At 62.7% G+C, this 20,613-nt stretch carries 19 protein-coding genes; 6 read left to right on the top strand and 13 right to left on the bottom strand.

All coding sequences use genetic code 11. The features are described 5' to 3' along the window. Positions 1–14: 14 nt before the first annotated feature. The 3 genes from V7650_RS12065 to V7650_RS12055 all read left to right on the top strand — a co-directional run bounded on the left by V7650_RS12065 (position 15) and on the right by V7650_RS12055 (position 2,176). Positions 15–1,214: a type III PLP-dependent enzyme gene (locus V7650_RS12065; RefSeq protein WP_335656488.1), complete on the top strand. Its 1,200-nt coding sequence runs from the start codon at positions 15–17 to the stop codon at positions 1,212–1,214. Between the two features lie 75 nt (positions 1,215–1,289). After that, a complete protein-coding gene (locus V7650_RS12060; RefSeq protein ID WP_335656487.1) occupies positions 1,290–1,718 on the top strand; it encodes an MAPEG family protein in 429 nt (142 codons plus the stop codon). A gap of 26 nt (positions 1,719–1,744) precedes the next feature. Next, the gene (locus V7650_RS12055) at positions 1,745–2,176 is read left to right on the top strand and encodes an MAPEG family protein (protein WP_335656486.1); all 432 of its coding nucleotides are present in this window, start codon (positions 1,745–1,747) and stop codon (positions 2,174–2,176) included. Here the strand turns inward: V7650_RS12055 and V7650_RS12050 are convergent. Genes V7650_RS12050 through V7650_RS12015 form a run of 8 tightly spaced genes read right to left on the bottom strand, consistent with a single transcriptional unit; the run spans position 2,173 to position 11,881 of the window. Continuing rightward, positions 2,173–3,384: a class I SAM-dependent RNA methyltransferase gene (locus V7650_RS12050; RefSeq protein WP_335656485.1), complete on the bottom strand. Its 1,212-nt coding sequence runs from the start codon at positions 3,382–3,384 to the stop codon at positions 2,173–2,175. The two genes, V7650_RS12055 and V7650_RS12050, sit on opposite strands and share 4 nt — an antisense overlap. Further along, positions 3,381–4,763, bottom strand: coding sequence for an NAD(P)H-hydrate dehydratase (locus V7650_RS12045; RefSeq protein ID WP_335656484.1), 1,383 nt, complete (start codon positions 4,761–4,763; stop codon positions 3,381–3,383). The genes V7650_RS12050 and V7650_RS12045 overlap by 4 nt, the downstream gene beginning before the upstream one ends. Positions 4,764–4,792: 29 nt before the next feature. After that, positions 4,793–5,236, bottom strand: coding sequence for a hypothetical protein (locus V7650_RS12040; RefSeq protein ID WP_335656483.1), 444 nt, complete (start codon positions 5,234–5,236; stop codon positions 4,793–4,795). Next, positions 5,217–6,938, bottom strand: coding sequence for a dihydroxy-acid dehydratase (ilvD, locus tag V7650_RS12035; RefSeq protein ID WP_335656482.1), 1,722 nt, complete (start codon positions 6,936–6,938; stop codon positions 5,217–5,219). Before ilvD ends, V7650_RS12040 begins: the two co-directional genes overlap by 20 nt. Before the next feature lie 51 nt (positions 6,939–6,989). After that, complete coding sequence (locus V7650_RS12030) at positions 6,990–7,718, bottom strand: N-formylglutamate amidohydrolase (protein ID WP_335656481.1); 729 nt, start codon at positions 7,716–7,718, stop codon at positions 6,990–6,992. Beyond that, the gene (locus V7650_RS12025) at positions 7,715–8,545 is read right to left on the bottom strand and encodes a 4-(cytidine 5'-diphospho)-2-C-methyl-D-erythritol kinase (RefSeq protein ID WP_335656480.1); all 831 of its coding nucleotides are present in this window, start codon (positions 8,543–8,545) and stop codon (positions 7,715–7,717) included. The genes V7650_RS12030 and V7650_RS12025 overlap by 4 nt, the downstream gene beginning before the upstream one ends. Positions 8,546–8,568: 23 nt before the next feature. Then, entirely contained in the window at positions 8,569–10,305 is a 1,737-nt protein-coding gene (locus V7650_RS12020; RefSeq protein WP_335656479.1) for a tetratricopeptide repeat protein, read from the bottom strand. After that, positions 10,226–11,881, bottom strand: coding sequence for an electron transfer flavoprotein-ubiquinone oxidoreductase (locus V7650_RS12015; RefSeq protein WP_335656478.1), 1,656 nt, complete (start codon positions 11,879–11,881; stop codon positions 10,226–10,228). The genes V7650_RS12020 and V7650_RS12015 overlap by 80 nt, the downstream gene beginning before the upstream one ends. Positions 11,882–12,054: 173 nt before the next feature. Here V7650_RS12015 and V7650_RS12010 point away from each other — a divergent pair, with 173 nt between their 5' ends. Both V7650_RS12010 and V7650_RS12005 read left to right on the top strand, forming a co-directional pair. Then, positions 12,055–12,786 carry a uracil-DNA glycosylase family protein gene (locus tag V7650_RS12010; protein ID WP_335656477.1) on the top strand — a complete coding sequence of 244 codons (732 nt, stop codon included), beginning with the start codon at positions 12,055–12,057 and terminating at the stop codon, positions 12,784–12,786. Next, positions 12,783–14,525, top strand: coding sequence for a lytic transglycosylase domain-containing protein (locus V7650_RS12005; RefSeq protein WP_335656476.1), 1,743 nt, complete (start codon positions 12,783–12,785; stop codon positions 14,523–14,525). The genes V7650_RS12010 and V7650_RS12005 overlap by 4 nt, the downstream gene beginning before the upstream one ends. Before the next feature lie 78 nt (positions 14,526–14,603). On the opposite strand, the gene ahcY is transcribed toward V7650_RS12005, so the two are convergent. Continuing rightward, positions 14,604–16,016: an adenosylhomocysteinase gene (gene ahcY, locus V7650_RS12000; RefSeq protein WP_335656475.1), complete on the bottom strand. Its 1,413-nt coding sequence runs from the start codon at positions 16,014–16,016 to the stop codon at positions 14,604–14,606. A 157-nt stretch (positions 16,017–16,173) separates the two neighbouring features. Continuing rightward, the gene (locus V7650_RS11995) at positions 16,174–16,746 is read right to left on the bottom strand and encodes a YqgE/AlgH family protein (RefSeq protein WP_335656474.1); all 573 of its coding nucleotides are present in this window, start codon (positions 16,744–16,746) and stop codon (positions 16,174–16,176) included. Positions 16,747–16,889: 143 nt separating this feature from the next. On the opposite strand from V7650_RS11995, the gene V7650_RS11990 reads away from it, so the two are divergent. After that, the gene (locus V7650_RS11990; RefSeq protein WP_335656473.1) at positions 16,890–17,366 is read left to right on the top strand and encodes a peroxiredoxin; all 477 of its coding nucleotides are present in this window, start codon (positions 16,890–16,892) and stop codon (positions 17,364–17,366) included. A gap of 57 nt (positions 17,367–17,423) precedes the next feature. On the opposite strand, the gene V7650_RS11985 is transcribed toward V7650_RS11990, so the two are convergent. Genes V7650_RS11985 through V7650_RS11975 form a run of 3 tightly spaced genes read right to left on the bottom strand, consistent with a single transcriptional unit; the run spans position 17,424 to position 20,608 of the window. After that, entirely contained in the window at positions 17,424–19,262 is a 1,839-nt protein-coding gene (locus V7650_RS11985; protein WP_335656472.1) for a M2 family metallopeptidase, read from the bottom strand. Between the two features lie 57 nt (positions 19,263–19,319). Continuing rightward, a complete protein-coding gene (locus V7650_RS11980; RefSeq protein WP_335656471.1) occupies positions 19,320–19,847 on the bottom strand; it encodes a hypothetical protein in 528 nt (175 codons plus the stop codon). An 8-nt stretch (positions 19,848–19,855) separates the two neighbouring features. Then, positions 19,856–20,608 (bottom strand): alpha/beta fold hydrolase, encoded by a 753-nt coding sequence (locus tag V7650_RS11975; protein WP_335656470.1) that lies wholly within the window; start codon positions 20,606–20,608, stop codon positions 19,856–19,858. Positions 20,609–20,613 lie beyond the last annotated feature (5 nt).

The raw sequence follows: 20,613 nt of genomic DNA, 5'->3' as shown, positions 1-20,613 counted from the left end.
GGGGGTCCCTTGAGTTGCACATCTACCATGAAGCCGAGGAGCTTACCAACGCTCTAAGCCCGGATATTCCAGTCCTGTTGAATCGTCCGCATGCCGCCCGTCGTGCTGCGCGCTATTTCATCGACCAGTTTCCCGGCAAAGCCCTGTATGCGGTAAAGGCGAATCCATCGCCGGCATTGCTGCAGCTGCTTTGGGAAGAAGGCATCACCCATTTTGACGTGGCTTCGATCGACGAAGTCCGCCAGGTGCGCGCGGCCCTGCCCGAGGCGACGCTTTGCTATATGAACCCGGTCAAGCAGCTGGCGTCGATCCGCGAGGCCTATCGCGACCATGGCGTGCGGATTTTCTCGCTCGACAGCATCGAGGAACTGGAAAAGATCGAGCTCGGCACCGAACTGGCCGAGGACCTGACCCTGTGCGTGCGCATCCGGGTGGCATCGGAATTTGCCGAAATCAGCCTGGCCGCGAAATTCGGCATCGATGTCGATGAATCGGCGGAACTGCTGCAGCGCGCCCGGCAGCGGGCCGACAGTCTCGGTATCTGCTTCCATGTCGGCAGCCAAGCGATGACGCCGCTCGCCTATGTGCATGCGCTGGAACGCGTCCGCGCGGCGATTGTCGCCGCATCGGTGACCGTGGACATCGTCAATGTCGGCGGTGGTTTTCCGTCCATCTATCCCGACCTGGAACCGGTGTCGCTCAACCATTATTTCACCGCCATCGACCGTACGTTCGAGGACTTGCCGGTCAGCTATTCCGCCGAACTGTGGTGCGAGCCGGGCCGGGCCCTGTCCGCCGAATATAGCTCGCTGGTGGTCAAGGTCGAACGGCGGCGGGGAACCGAGCTCTATATCAACGACGGCGCCTATGGCACCTTGTTCGATGCCGCCCATATCGGCTGGCGCTTTCCCGTCCGGCTGATCGGTGCCGATCCGGAGGATGCCACGACCAGCGGTTTCAGCTTCTACGGCCCGACCTGCGACGACATGGATTTCATGGCGGGACCGTTCAACCTGCCCGACACGATCAAGGCCGGCGATTATATCGAGATCGGCATGATCGGCGCCTATGGATCGGCGATGCGGACCAAGTTCAACGGCTATGGCAGCAGCGAAGAATATGATGTCACCGACGAACCGATGGCGAGCCTCTATGTCGGCGACAATCTCGACCGTTCGGACCGCGACAATGTGGTGTCCTTTCCGCGCATCTGAGTCGGCAACTAGGTTGCAATTGACAATCGGATTCAACTGACGCAATTTCTTCCCGACTTTGGGGGGATGGAAATCATGGAGATTGCAATTTTGGCGCCGGCGTCCGTGCTGGTGATCTGGTCACTGATCATGCTGTTCTGGATGGCGGGGACACGGCTTCCTGCTGCCAAGAAGCTGGGTATCGATGTGGGCGAGAAGCCCGGCGGTCGTGGTCCCGACATCGATCCGCGGCTGCCCGACAAGGTGGCGTGGAAGTCGCACAATTACACCCATCTGATGGAGCAGCCGACGCTGTTCTACGCGACGGTGATGATCCTGGCGATCGCTGGCGCCGGCCACGGCATGAATCTCTACCTGGCCTGGGGCTATGTGATCATCCGGATCATTCACAGCATCTGGCAGGCGACCGTCAATCTGGTCAATGTCCGCTTCCTGCTGTTCCTCGCCTCGACCATCTGCCTGCTGGTCATGGCGGTCAACGCGCTGTGGGTTACGCTGCTCTAGAAAAATAACATAAGGGAGGGAATATCATGGAAACGAGCCTGTTGCTGCAGCCGATGGTTGCGCTGATAATGTGGACGATGCTGATCTGGCTGTGGATGTATGTCACGCGCATTCCGGCGATGAACAAGGCGAAGATCGACACCGCCAATCTGGTCGGCGGCAAGGGCGGGGACCTGGACGACCTGCTGCCGCCGGAAACCCAGTGGAAGGCGCATAATTACAACCATCTGCTGGCCGAGCCGACCCTGTTCTATGCGGTCTGCGTGGTGCTGATCCTGGCCGGGCAGGACCATGGTCTCAACCTGACCATCGCCTGGGCCTATGTCGGCCTGCGCGTGCTGCACAGCCTGGTCCAGGTCACGATCAACCGGGTGATCATCCGCTTCGCGCTGTTCGCCTTGTCGAGCCTGTGCATCATCGCTCTCGCCATCCACGCGGCGATTGCCGTCTTTCACTAGTCGCGGCTGAAGCTGGAGACGATCTCGACATGGGTTGACCACAGGAACTGGCCGATCGGCCAGACCTGGCGGAGCCTGTAGCCGGCGTCGCACAGCTGCTTGGCATCGCGGGCGAAGCTGGCGGGATTGCAGCTGATATAGCAGATTTTCGCGACTTCGGACTGGGCCAGCTGGAGGATCTGTTCGCGGGCACCGGCGCGCGGCGGGTCGAGGATGACGGCGTCGAAGCGGTTCAGTTCCTCGGCGCTGAGCGGGCGTCGGAACAGGTCGCGATGCTCGCAGAAAATCTGGCGGGTGGAGTGGTTGGCGGCCATTTTGAGCGCGCCAATGGCATCGCGCGCGCCTTCCGCGGCGTAGACTTTCTGGTCATCGGCGAGAGCGAGCGTGAAGGTGCCGAGCCCGGCGAACAGGTCGGCGACGATCCGGGCATCGCCGACCGCGTCGCGCATCGCCGACACCAGCACCTGCTGGCCCTCGCGGGTCGGCTGGAGAAAGCCGCTGTGGGGAAAGGCGACCGCGGCGGCGCCGAGCGTGACGGTAACCGGCTCCGGTTCCCACTGGGTTTCCGGGCCATAGCCGCCGTCGACCGACAGGCGCGCCAGCCCGTGGGTCTTGGCGAAGGCGGACAGGGCCTCGCGCTGTTCGAGGCCTTCGGGCTCGTAATTGCTGATCAGCAGGTCGATGCCCTGGTCGACCAGCGTCATCTCGATATTCATGTCATGCTTGCGCCGGGCGGCGGATTTGAGAAAGGCCCGCAGCGGTGCGAGCAGGGCGAACAGCTCGGGTACCATGATCTCGCATTGCCTGAGATCGACGATCCGGTGGCTGCCGGCGCTGCTGAAGCCGAGCTTGAACTGGTCGCCGAGACGGGCGGCGCGCAGGCTGGCGCGGATCCGCGATTTCGGTTGCGCAACCCAGGGCGCGTGCAGTTGCTCCGCCTCGAGCCCCTGGCCTTCGAGCGCATAGGCCACCCGTTCGGTCAGGAAGCGGGCATAGCTTTCGCCATCGAGATGCTGCAGGCTGCAGCCGCCGCAGGTGCGGAAATGCTGGCACGGCGCGTCGACATGATGCGGGCCGCGGATCAGGCCGCCGTCGTCGCTGAGCCGGTCGAGCGGCGCGGAAAAGGCAACATGGCGGCCGTCGGCGGTGACGCCGTCGCCCTTGGCGGCGACGCGCAGGATCAGGTCGGGGTCGGGGGTCGCGGTCATAGACATTCCTGCAGGGTGGCGGGGAGCTGGTCGACCAGCATTTCCGGCGTGAAGGCGGGGCCGGCCAGCGTCGCTGCACGGCTGTGCAGCCACTGGCCTTCGCAGGCTGCCTTATAGCCACCGGCCCCCGTTGCCAAGCGGCTTGCGATGATTCCGGCGAGCACGTCGCCGGTGCCGGCGGTGGACAGCCAGGGGCAGGATGTCGCGGATATCGAGCATGGGCCGTCGGGGCTGGCGATCACCGTGTCGGGGCCCTTGAGCAGGATCGTGCTGGCGGACCGGACCGCGAGGGCGCGGCTGTCGTCGATCCGGTGCTGCAGGCCTTCGCGGACCAGCCCGGCAAATTCGCCGGCATGGGGCGTGGCGACGGTTGCGGCCGAGCGCTCCCGGACCCGATCGCCATAGCGCGATCCCGCGAGGGTCAGCGCGTCGGCGTCGATCACCAGCGGCGCATCGGCGGCCAGAGCGCCGTCGAGCAGCGCCCTCGACCGGTCATCGCGGCCGAGTCCCGGGCCGATGACGATGGCGGAGATTCGCTTGCCGGACAGCTTGCTTTGCAGTTCGGCCGGGTCGCTGACCGTTTCGACCACGATGCTGGGATGCGGCGCGGCGAAGCCGGGGGCAGCGACGATCTTGACATAGCCCGCACCGGATTTCTGGGCGGCCATGGCGGTGAGCCGGGCGGCGCCGTGCATGGCGCCGGCGACCACCGCGACCAGCCCGCGGCTATATTTGTGGTCCTGAGCGGTCGGACCGGACAGTCGTGGCCGAGGCAGGATCCGCAGGTCGCTGTCCGCGGTGATGCCGATATCGATGCCGACCAGACTGCCCATCTTCGAGCGGGCGGGTTCGATAAAGTGGGACGGCTTGAAGGCACCGAGCGCGATCGTGGCGTCATATTGGCCGATGTCGTTGAGCAGGGTGCCGTGATCGGATTCGACGCCGCTCGGCAGATCGATCGCCACCCGCCGTCTGGCGCCGGCGAACAGGCGGCAGAACGGGCCGAACCAGTCGTCGCCGACGGCGCGGGTGAGGCCGGTGCCGAACAGGCAGTCGATGAATTGTGGAGCCGGTCGGGCGTCTTTCAGAGCGACCGTCGAGCCGGACCACAGGGATCGGGCATGGCGGGCAGCCTCGGTCTGCGGTTCCAGCGGTGCCGCGACCGTGACGTCGACGCCTTTTTCCCGCAGCCATTGCGCGATCACATAGCCGTCGCCGCCGTTGTTGCCGGGACCGCAGACTATCAGGGTCGGCATGTCTGCGGCGATGCGCCAGATCATCTGCGCGGCCCCCTGCCCGGCCCGGCGCATCAGTTCTTCGACCGAGGTTCCGGCGGCGATAACGGACCGTTCCGCCTGCTGCATCTCAGCGGCGGTCAAGATGTTGCCGTGATTGAGCAAGCTCGCCTCTAGTTTCCGCTTTGCGCCGGATCATCGTCCGCAGCGGCGGCCCCGGCGGACTTCGGCGCGCTCTTGACCTGCGCCGGCAGCAGATAACGGTCGGGGCCGACCGTGACCAGGATCTTGCCGTCCTCGACGAGCGCAATATTCGCCTGGTCAAATCCGTCGGCGGCTTCCAGCCCGCGGCCATCGGTGAGCACGTTGAAGCGCCGAAATCCGCCGTCGGGATGCCGGATGATCATGGTCACTCCGCCCTCTCCGCTCAACCGCTCGGTCAAGCAGTCGCGGCCGAAATCGCTGGCACCGTCGATGGCGCATTCGATCTTTCCGTCGTCGCCGGCCTTTTCCGCGGCCCGTTCTTCCGCCTCGGCCAGTACGGCATTGTCGGGCCGGTTTTCGCAGGCAGTCAATGCCAGCGTCAGAGCGACAATGTTAAATATCCGCATAGACATTTTTTTCTGCCTTCGCTCCCGGGTGGGTCACAGCGCCCTGATAGGCGGGACCGACATTCTGGGCATAGCGCCACAGCGCGCCCGATCCATAATCGGTTTCGCGGCGGACGAACTTCTTGCGGCGCTCTGCCAATATGGCCTCGTCGACCTCCAGATCGATGATCCCGGCAACGGCATCGATATTGATCAGGTCGCCGTCCTCTATCAGACCGATCGGGCCACCGTCGGCAGCTTCGGGACCGACATGGCCGATGCAAAATCCGCGGGTACCGCCGGAGAATCGGCCATCGGTGATCAAGGCGACCTTTTCGCCCATGCCCTGGCCGTAAAGCGCAGCCGTGGTGGCCAGCATTTCGCGCATGCCGGGACCGCCCTTTGGCCCCTCGTTGCGAATGACGATCACTGCGCCTTCCTTGATCTGGCGCTGTTGGACAGCGGCATAGGCGTCTTCCTCGCATTCGAAGACCTGGGCCGGGCCGTGGAACTGCAGCCGCGCCATGCCGGCAACCTTGACGATCGCGCCCTCCGGTGCCAGCGAGCCGCGCAGGCCGACCACGCCGCCGGTCGGGGTTATCGCGTTCTGGACATCATAGATCACCTTCTGGTCGGGGTTCCAGGTGATTTCCTCGATATTCTCGCCGAGCGTCTTGCCGGTCACGGTGATGCAGTCGCCCTTGATCAGGCCGTTGTCCATCATCGTCTTCATCAGCATGTAGACGCCGCCCGCCGCGTGCATGTCCTTGGCGACATATTTACCGCCCGGCTTCAGGTCCGCCAGATAGGGCGTGGTCTTGAAGATTTCGGCGACGTCGAACAGGTCGAAGTCGATACCGGCCTCGCTGGCCATCGCCGGCAGGTGCAGCGCGGCATTGGTCGATCCGCCGGTGGCGGCGACGACGCGCGCGGCGTTGATGAAGGCATCCTTCGTGCAGATATCGCGCGGCCGCAAATTGAGCTCGATCAGGTTCATGATCTGGCGGCCCGCCGCCCGCGCCATGTCGTCGCGGGTTTCATAGGGAGCCGGCGCCATGTTGCTGTTCGGCAGCGACAGGCCGATCGCCTCGGCGACGCAGGCCATGGTGTTGGCGGTAAACTGGCCGCCGCAGGCGCCGTGGCCGGGACAGGCGACCTTTTCCAGCTCGATCAGTTCCTGCAACGGACAATTGCCGGCGCTGTGCTGGCCAACCGCTTCGAACACGTCGACCACGGTCACGTCCTGGTCGTGGAACCGGCCGGGAAGGATCGACCCGCCGTAGACGAAGATAGACGGCACGTTGAGCCGCAGCATCGCCATCATCATGCCGGGCAGACTCTTGTCGCAGCCGGCATAGCCGATGACCGCGTCATAGCAGTGGCCGCGAACGCTGAGCTCGACGCTGTCGGCGATGACTTCGCGAGAGACCAGCGAAGCCTTCATGCCCTGGTGGCCCATGGCGATGCCATCGGTGACGGTGATGGTGTTGAAGCGGCGGGGGGTACCTCCGGCCTCGATCACGCCTTCACGGGCGATATCCGCCTGACCGTCGAGCAGGGTGTTGCAGGGCGCGCTGTCGTTGCCGGCAGAAGCAATACCGACGAAGGGCTTCGCGATATCCTCTTCGGTCATTCCCATGGCATAATAATAGCTGCGCTGCGGTGCGCGCTCGGGTCCGACGCTGACGTGGCGGCTTGGCAGACGGGCTTTATCGAATCTGTTGGTCATTCTGGCTTCCAATATGGTATTTTCGGACCGTCCCTTCCAAAACTCCGCCGGTTAAGCAAGGGCCGTTCTTATTTTATCGCAAGTACGCAATAAAATATCAGCGAAACGGCGCTGGCCGTCCGGTTCCATGATCAGGTCCTGGCGCAATTCCGCACCGAAATAGGGCTGCCCGACGGGTTCGCAGTGCTGGTCCATGGTCGCGTTCAGCTGCTTGCCGGAATAGGGCAGCTGGTCGCCGACATTCAGCATCCCTTCCTTGTCGAGAAACTGCAGTGCCAGACGGGAAGCGGTCTCATATTCGTTGTACAAAATGCCCATATCCCACGGCCGGACAAGGCGGGGATTGCTGCGAAGGGCGGGCGTGAAGCTGTGGAGGGAGAGCACCAATGCCGGCTTGAGATCGGCGATCAGCGAGTCGATCCGGTCATGATAGGGCCAGAAGAAGCGGCCCATCCGCGCTTCGCGCTGCTCTTCGGTGAGCCGATTGCCGGGAATCTCCACCCCGTCGCTGCGCTCTGGAATCGCGGACGGTTCATCGGCAAAGCGGTTGAGGTCGACGACCAGCCGCGACGCCGAAGCGAGAATTGCGAGATAGCCGCTGCTCTCGGTCATCAGGCGCGCTATCGGGGCGGTGCCTGGATCAAAGGCAATATGATCATTCAGAAATTGCGGCGATATTCCCAGGTCAATATCATCCGGCACATGATTGGAGGCATGGTCCGCGACGATCAGCACGCCGCCTTCGGAGGGAACGCCGCATATTTCAAAAGCCTCGGTCATCGGAACCGTCCTCTCATCGTCCAGATTTCGCCCATCGCCGAACGGCAATGCTGCTCCGCCCGTTCGGCCGCGTCCATCGAGTCAAACACCGCAAAGCAGGTCGCGCCCGACCCGGACATGCGGCCGATCAACGGCTGACATTCTTCGAGCAGGGCCAGCACATCTGTCAATATCGGAACCAGCGTGACCGCCGGTTGCTGGAGATCGTTCCTGCCGCTTTGCGCCGCCGGCAGGATGTCGCCCTGTGCCAGCGGACCGCGGTCGATGCCATCCCAAGCCGCGAATATTGCTGCGGTCGACACCGGCACCAGCGGGTTGACCAGCAGGACGGTGCAATCGCGCAGGTCATCGCCGGTTATCATCGTCAGATCCTGGCCAATGCCGGTGCCCCGGCAGGTGTGACTGACGAGACAGGCGGGAACATCCGCACCGAGCGGCGCCGCGATTTCGGCGAGCGCGTCGGACGACAGGTCGAGTCCCCAGAACCGGTTCAGCAGTCGCAGGGTTGCCGCAGCGTCGGCCGATCCGCCACCGATGCCCGAGGCCACCGGGAGGCGCTTGTCGAGACGGAGGCGTGCGCCCCGCTTGCCATCCGCCAGCGCGGCGAGCCGGTCGGCTGCCCGCAGGACAAGATTGTCGGTCGCGCTCAGTCCTTCGGCGAAGGGCCCCTCGATCTCGAGACCGATCCCCTCCCCCGGCGCCACCGATAGCCGGTCGCCCTGATCCAGAAAGGCGAAGATCGTCTCGATCTCGTGATAGCCGTCCGGCAGGCGGTTGCGGACGTGAAGCGCCAGATTTACCTTTGCATAGGCGGTTTCGCTGTCCATACCGCCCCTTACCGGATCAGGCATCAGGGCGAGACGAGATCGGGACGCAGGCCCAAGTCTATCTTGCTGGAGAGCCGCTGCTCATCCTCCTCCGGGGCAAACAGCCGGGCGGATTTCCACGCATAGCGGGCTTCATACTGCCGGCCCACGGTCCAGTAGGCATCGCCGAGATGCTCGTTGATCGTCGGATCCTGTGGCTCGCCTTCGCGCGCATCTTCGAGATAGGACACGGCCCGTTCGGGCTGACCGGTGACATAATAGGCCCAACCGAGCGAATCGGTGATCGCCGGAGAGGTCGAGCGCAGCGCGTGCGCCCGCTGGATCGCGGCGACCGCTTCGTCCTGATTTTCGCGCCGTTCGAGCTGCGCATAGCCGAGATAGTTGAGGATGGTCGGCGAATCGGGAAGCAGCTGGTTGGCCTTTTGCAGCGACTGCAAGCCGTCCGGCCAGATGCCTGCCTGTTCCTGCGCCCCGCCGAGGGCCAGCCAGTAATTTGCCATGAGGGCATCCGAGCGGCCGAGACTGTCCGCCAGCGCGATCGCGGATTCGAAGGCGGCTGCGGCTGCCCTGTTGTCGCCCTGTGCCTGCAGGGCCTGGCCCTTCATGACATGAAGTTCGGGCAGATCGGGCGTGGTCGCCAGGGTCCGCTCGATACGGGCGATCGCCTGGTCATGTTCGCCCGCTGCCACGAGACTGGAAATCTGCGAGCTCAAGCCGACCAGGAAATAGGGACTTTCCTGCGGGATCCGTGAGAATTCGGCTTCCGCAAGCCGGTGATTTTCGGCCACCGCGTAGACCCGGCCGAGGGTCAGATGGGCATAGTCGGAGGAACCGGAAACCCGCATGCCGGCCACGGCCATGACCTGTGACAGGAACTCGGCGCGCTGGACCGCCATGTCCGAGGACAGCCGCTGAAAGAGAAACGCCAGTCCGAGGGCGGGCGTGACCTTTTCGGCAACGCCATTTTTCTGCCCCGCCACGATCTTCTGCAACAGGACCTGTTCGGGTCCGGTGGCCCGCATTTTCAGCAGGTCCATCGCCGTTGCCGAGTCGTTCTGCGCCCAGAAATGGCGCACGGCCATCATCCGCACCGGTGCCATGCGGGGCTCGTTTCGCTCGACAATCGCAGCCAGCAGATCCCGAGCCGCGCTTTCACGCCGCGTCGCCAGCCGGTTCAGGACGAGTTGTTCCTCGAGATAATATCGCGCGGTATCGTCAGCCTGTGCCTGCGCCAGCGCGGCTGTCGCATTGCCACCCCGCGCGGTGTCCAGCCAGGCGTCCAGGAAGGGAGCCATGAAGGCGAAATTACCCAGCTTGCGCACCTGGCCGACGGCGAGGTCGGCACCGTTCCAGTCGCGCTGGAGAAAGGCATCGGCGTAGACAATCAGCGGCATTTCGGGGTTGATGCCGCCGTTCGCCTGCATCGCCCGAACCGCCCTCACAGCGAGGTCGAAATCCCCGACCTCGATCGCGTTTGCATAGGCCTTGCCGGCCAGCAGCGCATTGTCAGGCTGCTCCTTCAGGCTTTCGCCATAAAGCGACGCCGCGGCCTGCCGTTCGTTCGACGATTCCGCCAGCCGCGCCTCGACGAACCGGTTCAGCGATGCGCTGCTGTCTCCGCGGCTGGCCAGCGCCGACGCGGTCGGCGAGGCAGCCAGCAGAAGGCCGCAGATTGCGAGGCTACATGTTCGGATAATTGGGACCTCCGCCTCCTTCGGGAACGACCCAGTTGATGTTCTGGGACGGGTCCTTGATATCACAGGTCTTGCAGTGCACGCAATTCTGCGCGTTGATCTGGAATTTCGGCTTGCCGTTCTCGTCCTCGATAAACTCGTAGACGCCGGCTGGACAATAGCGAGCCGAGGGCCCGGCAAAGACGGGCAGATTGACGTCGACAGGGATCGACGGATCCTTGAGCTGCAAGTGAACCGGCTGGTCTTCCTCGTGATTGGTGTTGGACAGGAACACCGAGGACAGGCGGTCGAAGGTAATCACGCCATCCGGCTTGGGATAGACGATCTTCTCGCAATGCTCGGCGCGCTTCAGGCGCGACCAGTCGGGGTGAAGCTTCATCGTGAACGGCAATTTTATCTTGAGATGTTCTGCCCACATGTAGATGCCCGAGAGGATTGTTCCCAGGAAATCGCCATATTTCTCGACCGCCGGCAGGACGTTGCGGACCACCCGCAGTTCCTCGCGGACCCAGCTGTTCTCGTAGGCGGTGCCATAGGCGGCGAGCTCGTCGCTCGAGCGGTCGGCGACGATTGCCTCATAGGCGGCTTCGGCAGCCATCATCCCGGTCTTCATCGCGGTGTGCGTACCCTTGATCCGCGGCACATTGACGAAACCGGCGGAACAGCCGATCAGCGCGCCGCCCGGGAAATAGAGCTTCGGAACGGCCTGGAAGCCGCCATCGTTGATTGCGCGGGCGCCGTAGGAGACGCGCTTGCCGCCCTCCAGAATCTTGCGGATTTCCGGATGCAGCTTCCAGCGCTGCATTTCCTCGAACGGCGAGAGATAGGGATTTTCATAGTTGAGCCAGGTGACGAAGCCGAGCGCGACCTGATTGTCGGCCTGGTGATAGAGAAAGCCGCCGCCGTTGGCACCTTCGCTCAGCGGCCAGCCCTGGGTGTGGATGACCCGGCCCGGCTCGTGCTTGGCCGGTTCGATATCCCACAGTTCCTTGACACCGAGGCCATAGATCTGCGGCTCGCTGTCGGCATCGAGCGCGAACTGGTTTTTCAGGATCTTGGTCAGATTGCCGCGGGCGCCTTCGGCGAAGAACGTATATTTGGCGTGCAGTTCCAGGCCCGGCTGGTAATCCGGCTTGTGGCTGCCGTCGCGGGCGACGCCCATGTCGCCGGTCGCCACGCCCTTGACCGAACCGTCTTCATTGTAGAGGATCTCGGCAGCGGCAAAGCCCGGGAAGATTTCCACGCCCATATTCTCGGCGCGCTCGGCCAGCCAGCGGCACAGGTTGCCGAGCGACCCCGTATAGGTGCCCTTGTTGTGCATGAACGAGGGGGTCATGAAATGGGGAAGGGAGAATTTCTTCTTCTTCGTCAGCACCCAGTGATGGTTTTCGGTCACCGGTGTCTGGGCCAGCGGACAATCCTCGTCGCGCCAGGCCGGGACGAGCTCGTCCAGCGCCCGGGGGTCGATGACCGCGCCGGACAGGATGTGCGCGCCGACTTCGGAGCCCTTTTCCAGGATGCAGACCGAGAGATCCTTGCCGGCTTCGTCGGCCAGCTGCTTGAACCTTATCGCTGCGCTGAGGCCGGCGGGACCACCACCGACTATCACCAGATCATAAGGCATTGACTCTCGTTCACTCATGTCGCTTTTCCTACAATTCTTGCTTTTATCACTCTGTACATTCGGTCTGTCGTAAACCGCAACCCGCTGGGCAGAAACCTGCTTTCCCGCCAATTGACCTATTCGTCAACTCATGACTCTATGCATAAATGAATTTTATCCCCTCACCAACGGCTAATCCTTCCGCGGAATCGATGATCCAGAGCCTGCAGGACTGGTGGTCGCTAGCCGGCGTCGATCGCGACTATTCCGATCTTCCCTCGGCCTTGCTGGCGACGGAAGCAGCCGCGCCAGCGCCAGTGGCCGAAGCCGCCTTGGCCGTTACGGAACGCGCGCCGGAACCGGCGGAACCGGAACAGCGGGCCGAGATCCTGCCCCGTGCCCATGCCGATTTTGTCGCGTGGCTGGCCGGCAGTCCCGACCTCGCCGAGGCCGACTGGTCGCGGCAGCGGGTGTTGCCCGAGGGCGTGCTGGAACCGGAAGTCATGGTCGTTTCGGCGATGCCCGAAAAAACCGGACATGGTGCCGCCGCGCTGTTCAGCCCGCCGCATCGGGCGCTGCTCGACCGGATGCTGGCGGCTATCGGATGCGATTCGCAAAATTCCTACCTGGCGACCATCGCCGTTGCGCCGTCGATCACCGGACGGATCGACGATCATCTCTGGATGCCTCTGAAAACCAGGCTTTTGCATCATGTCGGACTGGTCCGGCCGAAACGAATAATCTGCTTCGGGGACACCATGGCGAAGATATTGTTCGGCGAGGACCTGCTCTCCGCCCGCAAGAATAAACTGTTTGTTAACCATGGCTCGTCCACAACGGAGGCTATCGTAACATTCCATCCGCGGACCCTGCTGGAACGCCCCCTGTTCAAGGCCGAAGCGTGGAAGGATTTGCAAATGCTGACAAGGATTGATGCCCCGTGAAACTGAAATTTGCACTCGCCGTCTCGCTGCTCTCGCTCGCCGGATCGCCGGCATTGGCCGACGACGGAGCGGTGCTCTTCAATAGCGCGTCGATCGCCAAGGATATCCCCTCGCAGCTGAAGCGGCAGCAGTCGGACCATTATCGCGCCCTGTTCTCGGCGATGAGTACCAACCAGTGGGATACCGCGAAAAACCTGCTGGACACCGCTCCCAATGGCCCGTTGCGATCGATCGCCCAGGCGGAATATTTTCTGGCCGCCAACAGCCCGCGGGCCGAACTCGGTCCCTTGCTGACGCTGGTCAACGAAGCCCCCCAGATCCCGCAGGCGGCGCAACTGGGCCGCCTGGCCGAGAAACGCGGCGCCCAGCTGCTGCCATCGCTGCCGCAGCGGCGGAACCTGTCCTGGGTGCCCGGCTCGCCGATCCGTTCCAAGCCCAAGGATGTCGATTCGGACAGCGCCGCCAGCAGCATCCGCGGTCAGGTCATCGATTTCATCAAGAATGACAATCCGCAGGGCGCCGAACAGCTGCTCAATGCGAGCGCGATGCAGATGACCGCCGAGGGCCGGACGGAACTCGAGCAGCGGATCGCATGGTCCTATTATATCGAAAATGATGACGCTTCCGCCCTGCGGCTGGCACAAAAGGCGCAAAATGGCGCTGGTGAATGGGTTGGCCATGCCGACTGGGTCGCAGGGCTGGCTGCCTGGCGGCTGAACGATTGCCGGTCGGCCAGCAGTTCCTTCGGGAAGGTCGGACGATCCGCCTCCAACGTCGACCTGAAGGCCGCCGGCCTCTACTGGAGCGCCCGCTCCGATCTCAAATGCGGCTATCCGGAACATGTCCAGGGCAAATTGCAGGCAGCAGCGCGGCTGGACGACAGCTTCTACGGTATGCTTTCCGCCCAGACTCTCGGCATGGCTTCGGCCACGCCGGAAGCAGCCGGAAGCTTTCAGAAATCGGACTGGCACGCGCTGGAACGGCACGAGAACGTGCGGGCCGCGATCGCGCTCGTTGAAATCGGCGAGGAGCGACTGGCGGACGAGGTGCTTCGGCACCAGGCCACGATTGGCGAGGACAATGATCACCCTGCCCTGATCAAGCTGGCACGCGAACTGGATCTGCCACGCACCCAGCTGTGGCTGGCGCACAATGCGCCGCGGGGCATGAAGCCCGACGCCCAGGCCGGTTTTCCGGCACCCAAATGGACGCCCGATGGCGGATGGCGGGTGGATCCCGCCCTGATCTACGCCCACACGTTGCAGGAATCCGCATTCCGGAGCCAAGTGGTAAGCCCGGCCAATGCGATCGGCCTTATGCAGGTTCGGCCCGGCACTGCCGGCGATATCGCACGCGCCAATGGGCTGACCTTCAACGAAGCCGACCTCTATCGCCCGTCGACCAATCTGGAATATGGCCAGTCCTATCTGGAATATCTTGGAAAATCGTCGATCACCGAAGGCAAGCTGCCCAAGATCGCAGCGGCCTACAACGCCGGCCCTGGCGCGGTACAGCGCTGGAACAGCGAGATACGGGACAATGATGACCCGCTGCTGTTCATGGAGAGCATTCCCTATGTCGAGACCCGCGGCTATGTCTCGATCATCCTGCGTAATTACTGGATGTACGAGAAGCAAGCCGGGATACAGTCCGCAACAGCCCGGGCCCTGTCACAAAACCACTGGCCGAAATTCCCGGGGCATCCTGACAAGCGCAAGACGCAGTTCACAGCCCGCTGAATCGAAGACATCGGACACGAAAAAGCCGGACGGTGCTTGGTGCACCGCCCGGCTTTTCAATGCCTGAATGATTCGAGTCTAGTAGCGATAGTGGTCCGGCTTGAACGGGCCTTCCTTCGGCACGCCGATATAGTCCGCCTGTTCCTGGCTCAGCTTGTCCAGGGTCACGCCCAGTTTCGCCAGATGCAGTTCCGCGACTTTCTCGTCGAGATGCTTTGGCAGGACATAGACGTCGTTTTCATATTGCTCGGGACGCAGCCACAGTTCGATCTGCGCCAGCACCTGGTTGGTGAAGCTGGCCGACATCACGAAGCTCGGATGGCCGGTTGCGCAGCCGAGGTTGACCAGACGGCCCTGGGCCAGGATGATCAGCTTCTTGCCGTCGGGGAATTTCACTTCATCGACCTGCGGCTTGATTTCGGTCCACTGCATGTTCTTGAGACCGCTGATCTGGATCTCGCTGTCGAAGTGGCCGATGTTGCAGACAATCGCCCGGTCCTTCATCGCCCGCATGTGATCGACGGTGATCACGTCCTTGTTGCCGGTCGTGGTCACAAAAATATCGCCCCGCTTGGTGCCTTCGTCCATGGTTACGACTTCAAAGCCTTCCATCGCCGCCTGCAGCGCGCAGATCGGATCGATTTCGGTGACCAGGACGCGAGCGCCGCCGTTGCGCAGCGACTGCGCCGAACCCTTGCCGACATCGCCAAAACCGGCGACGACAGCGACCTTGCCGGCGAGCATCACGTCGGTGGCGCGACGGATGGCGTCGACCAGCGATTCCTTGCAGCCATAGAGGTTGTCGAACTTGGACTTGGTGACGCTGTCGTTGACGTTGATCGCCGGGAAAGGCAGCTTGCCGATCTTGGCCAGTTCATAAAGACGGTGCACGCCGGTGGTGGTTTCTTCGGAAACGCCCTTGATGGCTTTGACCGTCCTGGTCAGATAGCCGGGACGTTCCTTGAGAAAGCGGGTCAGGGTTGCGACGAACACTTCCTCTTCCTCGTTTTCCGGTTTGAACAATTCTTCGCCGGCTTCCACCCGCGCGCCCCAGAGCGCGAACATCGTGGCATCGCCGCCGTCGTCGAGGATCAGGTTGCAGGTTTCATCCGTGCCCCAGTCGAAGATGCGTTCGACATAGGACCAGTATTCTTCCAGGGTTTCGCCCTTGATGGCGAAAACCGGGGTGCCGCCAGCGGCGATCGCGGCTGCGGCATGGTCCTGGGTCGAGAAAATATTGCAGGAAGCCCAGCGGATTTCGGCACCCAGTTCGATCAGGGTTTCGATCAGCACGGCAGTCTGGATGGTCATGTGCAGCGAACCGGTGATGCGGGCACCCTTCAACGGCTGCTCCTTGCCGAATTCTTCCCGGAGCGCCATCAGGCCCGGCATTTCGGTTTCGGCGATTTCAATTTCCCTGCGGCCGTAGTCGGCGAGTGAAATGTCCTTGATTACATAATCCTGGGTTGCGGTGTCCGCTGCGGTTGCCACGTCTGATCTCCTTGAAAAACGAAATGCCGCACGAGCGATCCGGTGCGGCAGCATTGCTTTTCAATAGCGGCTTGCGGCTCGGGAAGCAAATATAAAGATGTCTTTATATTTGATATAATGTGAGCCAGTGGGCCAACAGGCCGAAACAATCATAAGGTCAGGCGCTGCCAAATCCGCTGGACAGCTTGTTCGGGTCGATGCCCTGCGCTTCCCAGGCCATCTGCCATTTGTCGCCCGAACGGGTTTCGTACAGCCATTCCGGATATCCTTCGGCGATCGACCAGCCATTCTGGGTCAGCTCTCCTTCCAGTTGCCCGTTCCCCCAGCCCGCGTAGCCGAGCGCAATGATCCACCGCGCCGGCCCGCGGCCCCTGGCAATCGCCATCAGCATTTCAATCGAGCTGCTCAGGCCCCAGCGGTCGCCGACCTGGAGCGTGTCGAGCATGTTGATGTCGAGGCTGTGCAGGATGAAACCGCGCTGCGTTTCCATCGGGCCGCCGAGGAATATGCCGCAATCGGGCGCTTCGCCGGGCTCGATGTCAAACTGCCGGAGGATGTCATGAAATCCGATCCCATCGACCGTCTCGCCGATATTGATACCGAGCGCACCGTTCTCGTCGTGCGAACAGATCGCCACCACGGATCGTGCAAAGCGGGGATCGGCCATTCCCGGCGTGGCCAGCAGGAACTGGCCGGAGAAGTAGATGCTGTCATTCATCGCGCTCAGCATAGCGGCGCAAAGATTAATAGCCCATGGCAAAATTTGCCAGCATCGCGGTTGCCCATTTTGCCAGCTTGCAATTTCATGCGCCCGTCACCACTATCAGTGACAGAGGCAATTGTTCACCGCCCACTCAAATCCAGGAGCATAACATGATCAACAAAGGCGACAAGATTCCCGAAGTGAAGCTGGTCAAGGCGACCGCGGACGGACCGCAGCAAATCAGTTCCGGCGAGTATTTCGCCGGCAAGAAGGTGGCGCTGTTTTCGGTTCCCGGCGCGTTCACCCCGACCTGTTCCGCGAAGCACCTGCCCGGCTATGTCGAGAAGGCCGCCGAGCTGAAGGCCAAGGGCGTCGACGAGATCGCCTGCACCGCGGTCAATGACGCCTTCGTGATGGGCGCCTGGAACGACGCGGCCGGCTCCAAAGACGTCACCATGCTGGCAGACGGCAACGGCGACTTCGCCGAAGCGGTCGGCCTGACCATGGACGGTTCCGGCTTTGGCCTCGGCAAGCGCGGCCAGCGTTTCTCGATGATCGTCAACGACGGTGTCGTGGAAGAGCTGAATGTCGAAGCGCCGGGCGACTTCAAGGTCAGCGCAGCCGAGTATATGCTCGACCAGCTTTAATTCCATCGGTTTAGCAAAAGCCGGCAGGAACCATCGTTTCTGCCGGCTTTTTCGTGCCTACCACCCGCAGGATTTGCCCTTATTCTCTTCCTTCAGCCAGTCCATCAGCGGGGCGAAATAGGAGATCATGGCGGAGCCGTCCATTTCGCGCTTGCCGGTGAAGGCTTCCAGCGCGTCCGGCCAGGGCTTTGAAGCGCCCAGTTCGAGCATCGCGTTCAGCTTTGCGCCGACCTTCTCGTTGCCGTAGAAGGAGCAGCGGTGCAGCGGGCCCTTCCAGCCGGCGGCGTCGCAGGCGGCCTTGTAGAACTGGAACTGCAGGATGCGGGCGAGGAAATAGCGCGAATAAGGCGTGTTGCCCGGGATATGATATTTGGCGCCCGGATCGAAGGCATCGGCGGGCCGCTCGACCGGCGGGGTGATGCCCTGATATTCCAGCTTCAGGTCATGCCACGCGGAGGTGTAATCGTCCGGCTGGATGGTGCCGGCAAAGACGCCCCAGCGCCACTTGTCGACCAGCAGGCCGAACGGCAGGAACGCAACCTTGTCCATCGCCTGGCGCAGCAGCAGGCCGATATCCTTGTCGGCGCTGGGCACCTTTGCCGGATCGAGCAGGCCGACCTGAACCAGATATTCCGGGGTGATCGACAGCGCCACCGCGTCGCCGATGGCCTCGTGGAAGCCGTCATTGGCACCGTCGAGATGCAGATAGCTCTGCTTGTTATAGGCGCGCTGGTAGTAATTGTGGCCGAGCTCGTGATGGATGGTGGTGAAGTCGTCGCCATTGACCTTGATGCACATCTTGATACGGATGTCGTCCTTGTTGTCGATGTCCCAGGCGCTGGCGTGGCAGACCACTTCGCGGTCCGCCGGCTTGGTGAACAGCGAGCGTTCGTAGAAGGTTTCCGGCAGCGGCTCGAAACCGAGCGAGGAGAAGAAGCCCTCGCCCGCCTTGACCATCTTCATCGCGTCATAATCCTTGGCGACGAGCAGTTCGGTGGTGTCGAAGCCGATATCGCCGGCGCCTTCCGGCGCGACGATCTCGTAGATATTGCCCCATTCCTGGGCCCACATGTTGCCGAGCAGGTCGGCACGGATCGGGCCGGTTTCGGGTTGCACGGCATCGCCATATTTCTCGTTGAGCTTGTCGCGGGTGTAGCAGTGCAGCTGGTCATAGAGCGGCTTGACCTGCGCCCACAGCTTGTCGGTCAGCTTGGCAAAATCGTCGGCCGGCATGTCATAGCCGGACCGCCACATCGCGCCGACATCGGCAAAGCCGAGTTCGCGCGCGCCTTCGTTGGCGATCTCGACCATGCGCGCATAATCATCCTTCATCGGCGCGCCGACATTGGTATGCCAGCTGGCCCACATTTCCTTGAGCTCGTCGGGATTGCGGTTGGTGCCCATTTCGGCCTCGATGTCCGAGCCGTTGATCGGCTTGCCGTTGAGCGTGCCCTTGCCCTTGCCATAGGCAGAATTGAGCTTGGTCGCGATCTCGTTGAGTTCGGTCGCAGCGCCCTCGGTGGTTGGCGCCGGCAACACGATGCCGCCGCGCAGCTTGTCGAGCTTGCGTTTGGTCACCGGATCAAGGCCGGGCACGTCGTTGAACCGGGCCGCCTCGATCGCCGCGTTCACCGCCATGGTCGTGCCTTCCGCGCCGGCCTTGGCCGCCAGAGCGTCGGTATCGTCGGTGATATAGGTGGAGTTGATCCAGTAGATGCGGGACGCATCGACCGAATAGTCGAACATCTTCTTTTCGGTTTCCTCGATGAATTTCTTTGCGTCCGCCGCGGTGGGCGTGGCGGCGCTGGCCTGGCTGTCCCCGGCGGTGTCCTGCGCCTGGGCGGGCATGGCGAGCGACATCGTGGCGATGGCGAGTACGGAAGCGGCAATTTTCATCTGGTGATCCTCAATCCTGTTGTCTTTGGTTGAATTTGAAACTTTCTTGCGCGAGCGTCAAGCACGGCGTTCCGACCGGCGCCAGATCAACGCGACGAGCATGGCAAGCGTTCCCACGATCCAGGCGACGATCTTGACCGGCCGGGCCACGGCCGCAGTCCCGGCCAATATGTCGCTGCCCTGATATTGCAGCAGCTGGACCAGCTGGCTGACGGTTTCGACATAGTCGGTCAGGCCGAACAGGAAATAGCTGAGGACGCAGAGCAGCCCGAGCTTCTTGAGGTTCGGCGATCGGGCCTGCTGCCAGAGCAGGCGGCCGCCGATGATGCCGCCGGACATGTAGAGAGTGATGAAGACGAGATCGATGATCATGGCCCAGCGGGCGGTGCCGAGCAGGCCGGCTTCGGCCCAGCTGTTCTGGATGGCATTGACACGCGCGGCGGTGGCCGCGTCCTGGTGGTCGAGTATCGCATTGGGCGCGACTGCGGTTTCCAGCGCCCCGCCGGACAGCACGAGATAGAGAAACAGCGCCAGTCCGCCACCCCAGAAAATCCAGAAATTCCGCCAATTGTAGAGACTCGGCATATCGGCTCCTATTCCGCCAGGAAGCGTATCATTTCCCGGCCCAGTTCCGGCTTGGTCACGCTGCTCATATGGGTGCCGGGGATCGCGACATGCTGCCCGTTCGGCAGCAGGTCCGCCAGTTCTTCCGGCGAACCATTGTCGCGATCCTCGCTGCCGCACAGGACCAGCGTCTCCGTGGCTATGCGCCCGACGTCGTCCGGAGTCATGTCGGAAAATGTCCCGAGCAGCAGCCGCGCCGCCACCGGATCGATATTCTGGCTCTTCATGAACTGGATCGCCAGCCAGTGGGGATCGCCGCGTTTGGCGCTGTCACGGCTGTCGATCGCCGCGAAGAAGAAGTCGCGGCGGCGGGCCCAGCCCGACAGGCCCTGCAGGCCCATGCCGGCGAGGATCGCCTTGCCCGGCGTGGTGCCGGTTGCCAGCATTTTCGCCGTGGTCCGGGCGCCGAGCGAGAAACCGCCGAGGTCAAAATCGGTCAGTTGCAGCTCTGCGATCAGCGCCTCGATATCCCGCACCAGCACGTCGTGCGGATAGGCGTCCGGCTCATGCGGCGCGTCGCTTTCGCCGTGCGCGCGCAGGTCGGGCATGATCACCCGGAAGCCGGCTTCGGCGAGCGCGGCGGCATGGCCGAATTTTATCCAGTTGGTGTCGGCGTTGGAAAACAGGCCGTGCAGCAGGATCAGCGGCCGGCCCTCCCCGATCTCGTGGATCCGCAGCGATACGCCGTCAAAGGAGGAAAAATTCCAGTTTTTTGTGGTCATCAGCG

The sequence above is a fragment of the Parasphingorhabdus sp. genome, assembly GCF_036964565.1.
In the GTDB taxonomy this organism is placed as follows: Bacteria; Pseudomonadota; Alphaproteobacteria; order Sphingomonadales; family Sphingomonadaceae; genus Parasphingorhabdus.
This window is presented reverse-complemented; position numbering and strand designations above follow the sequence as displayed.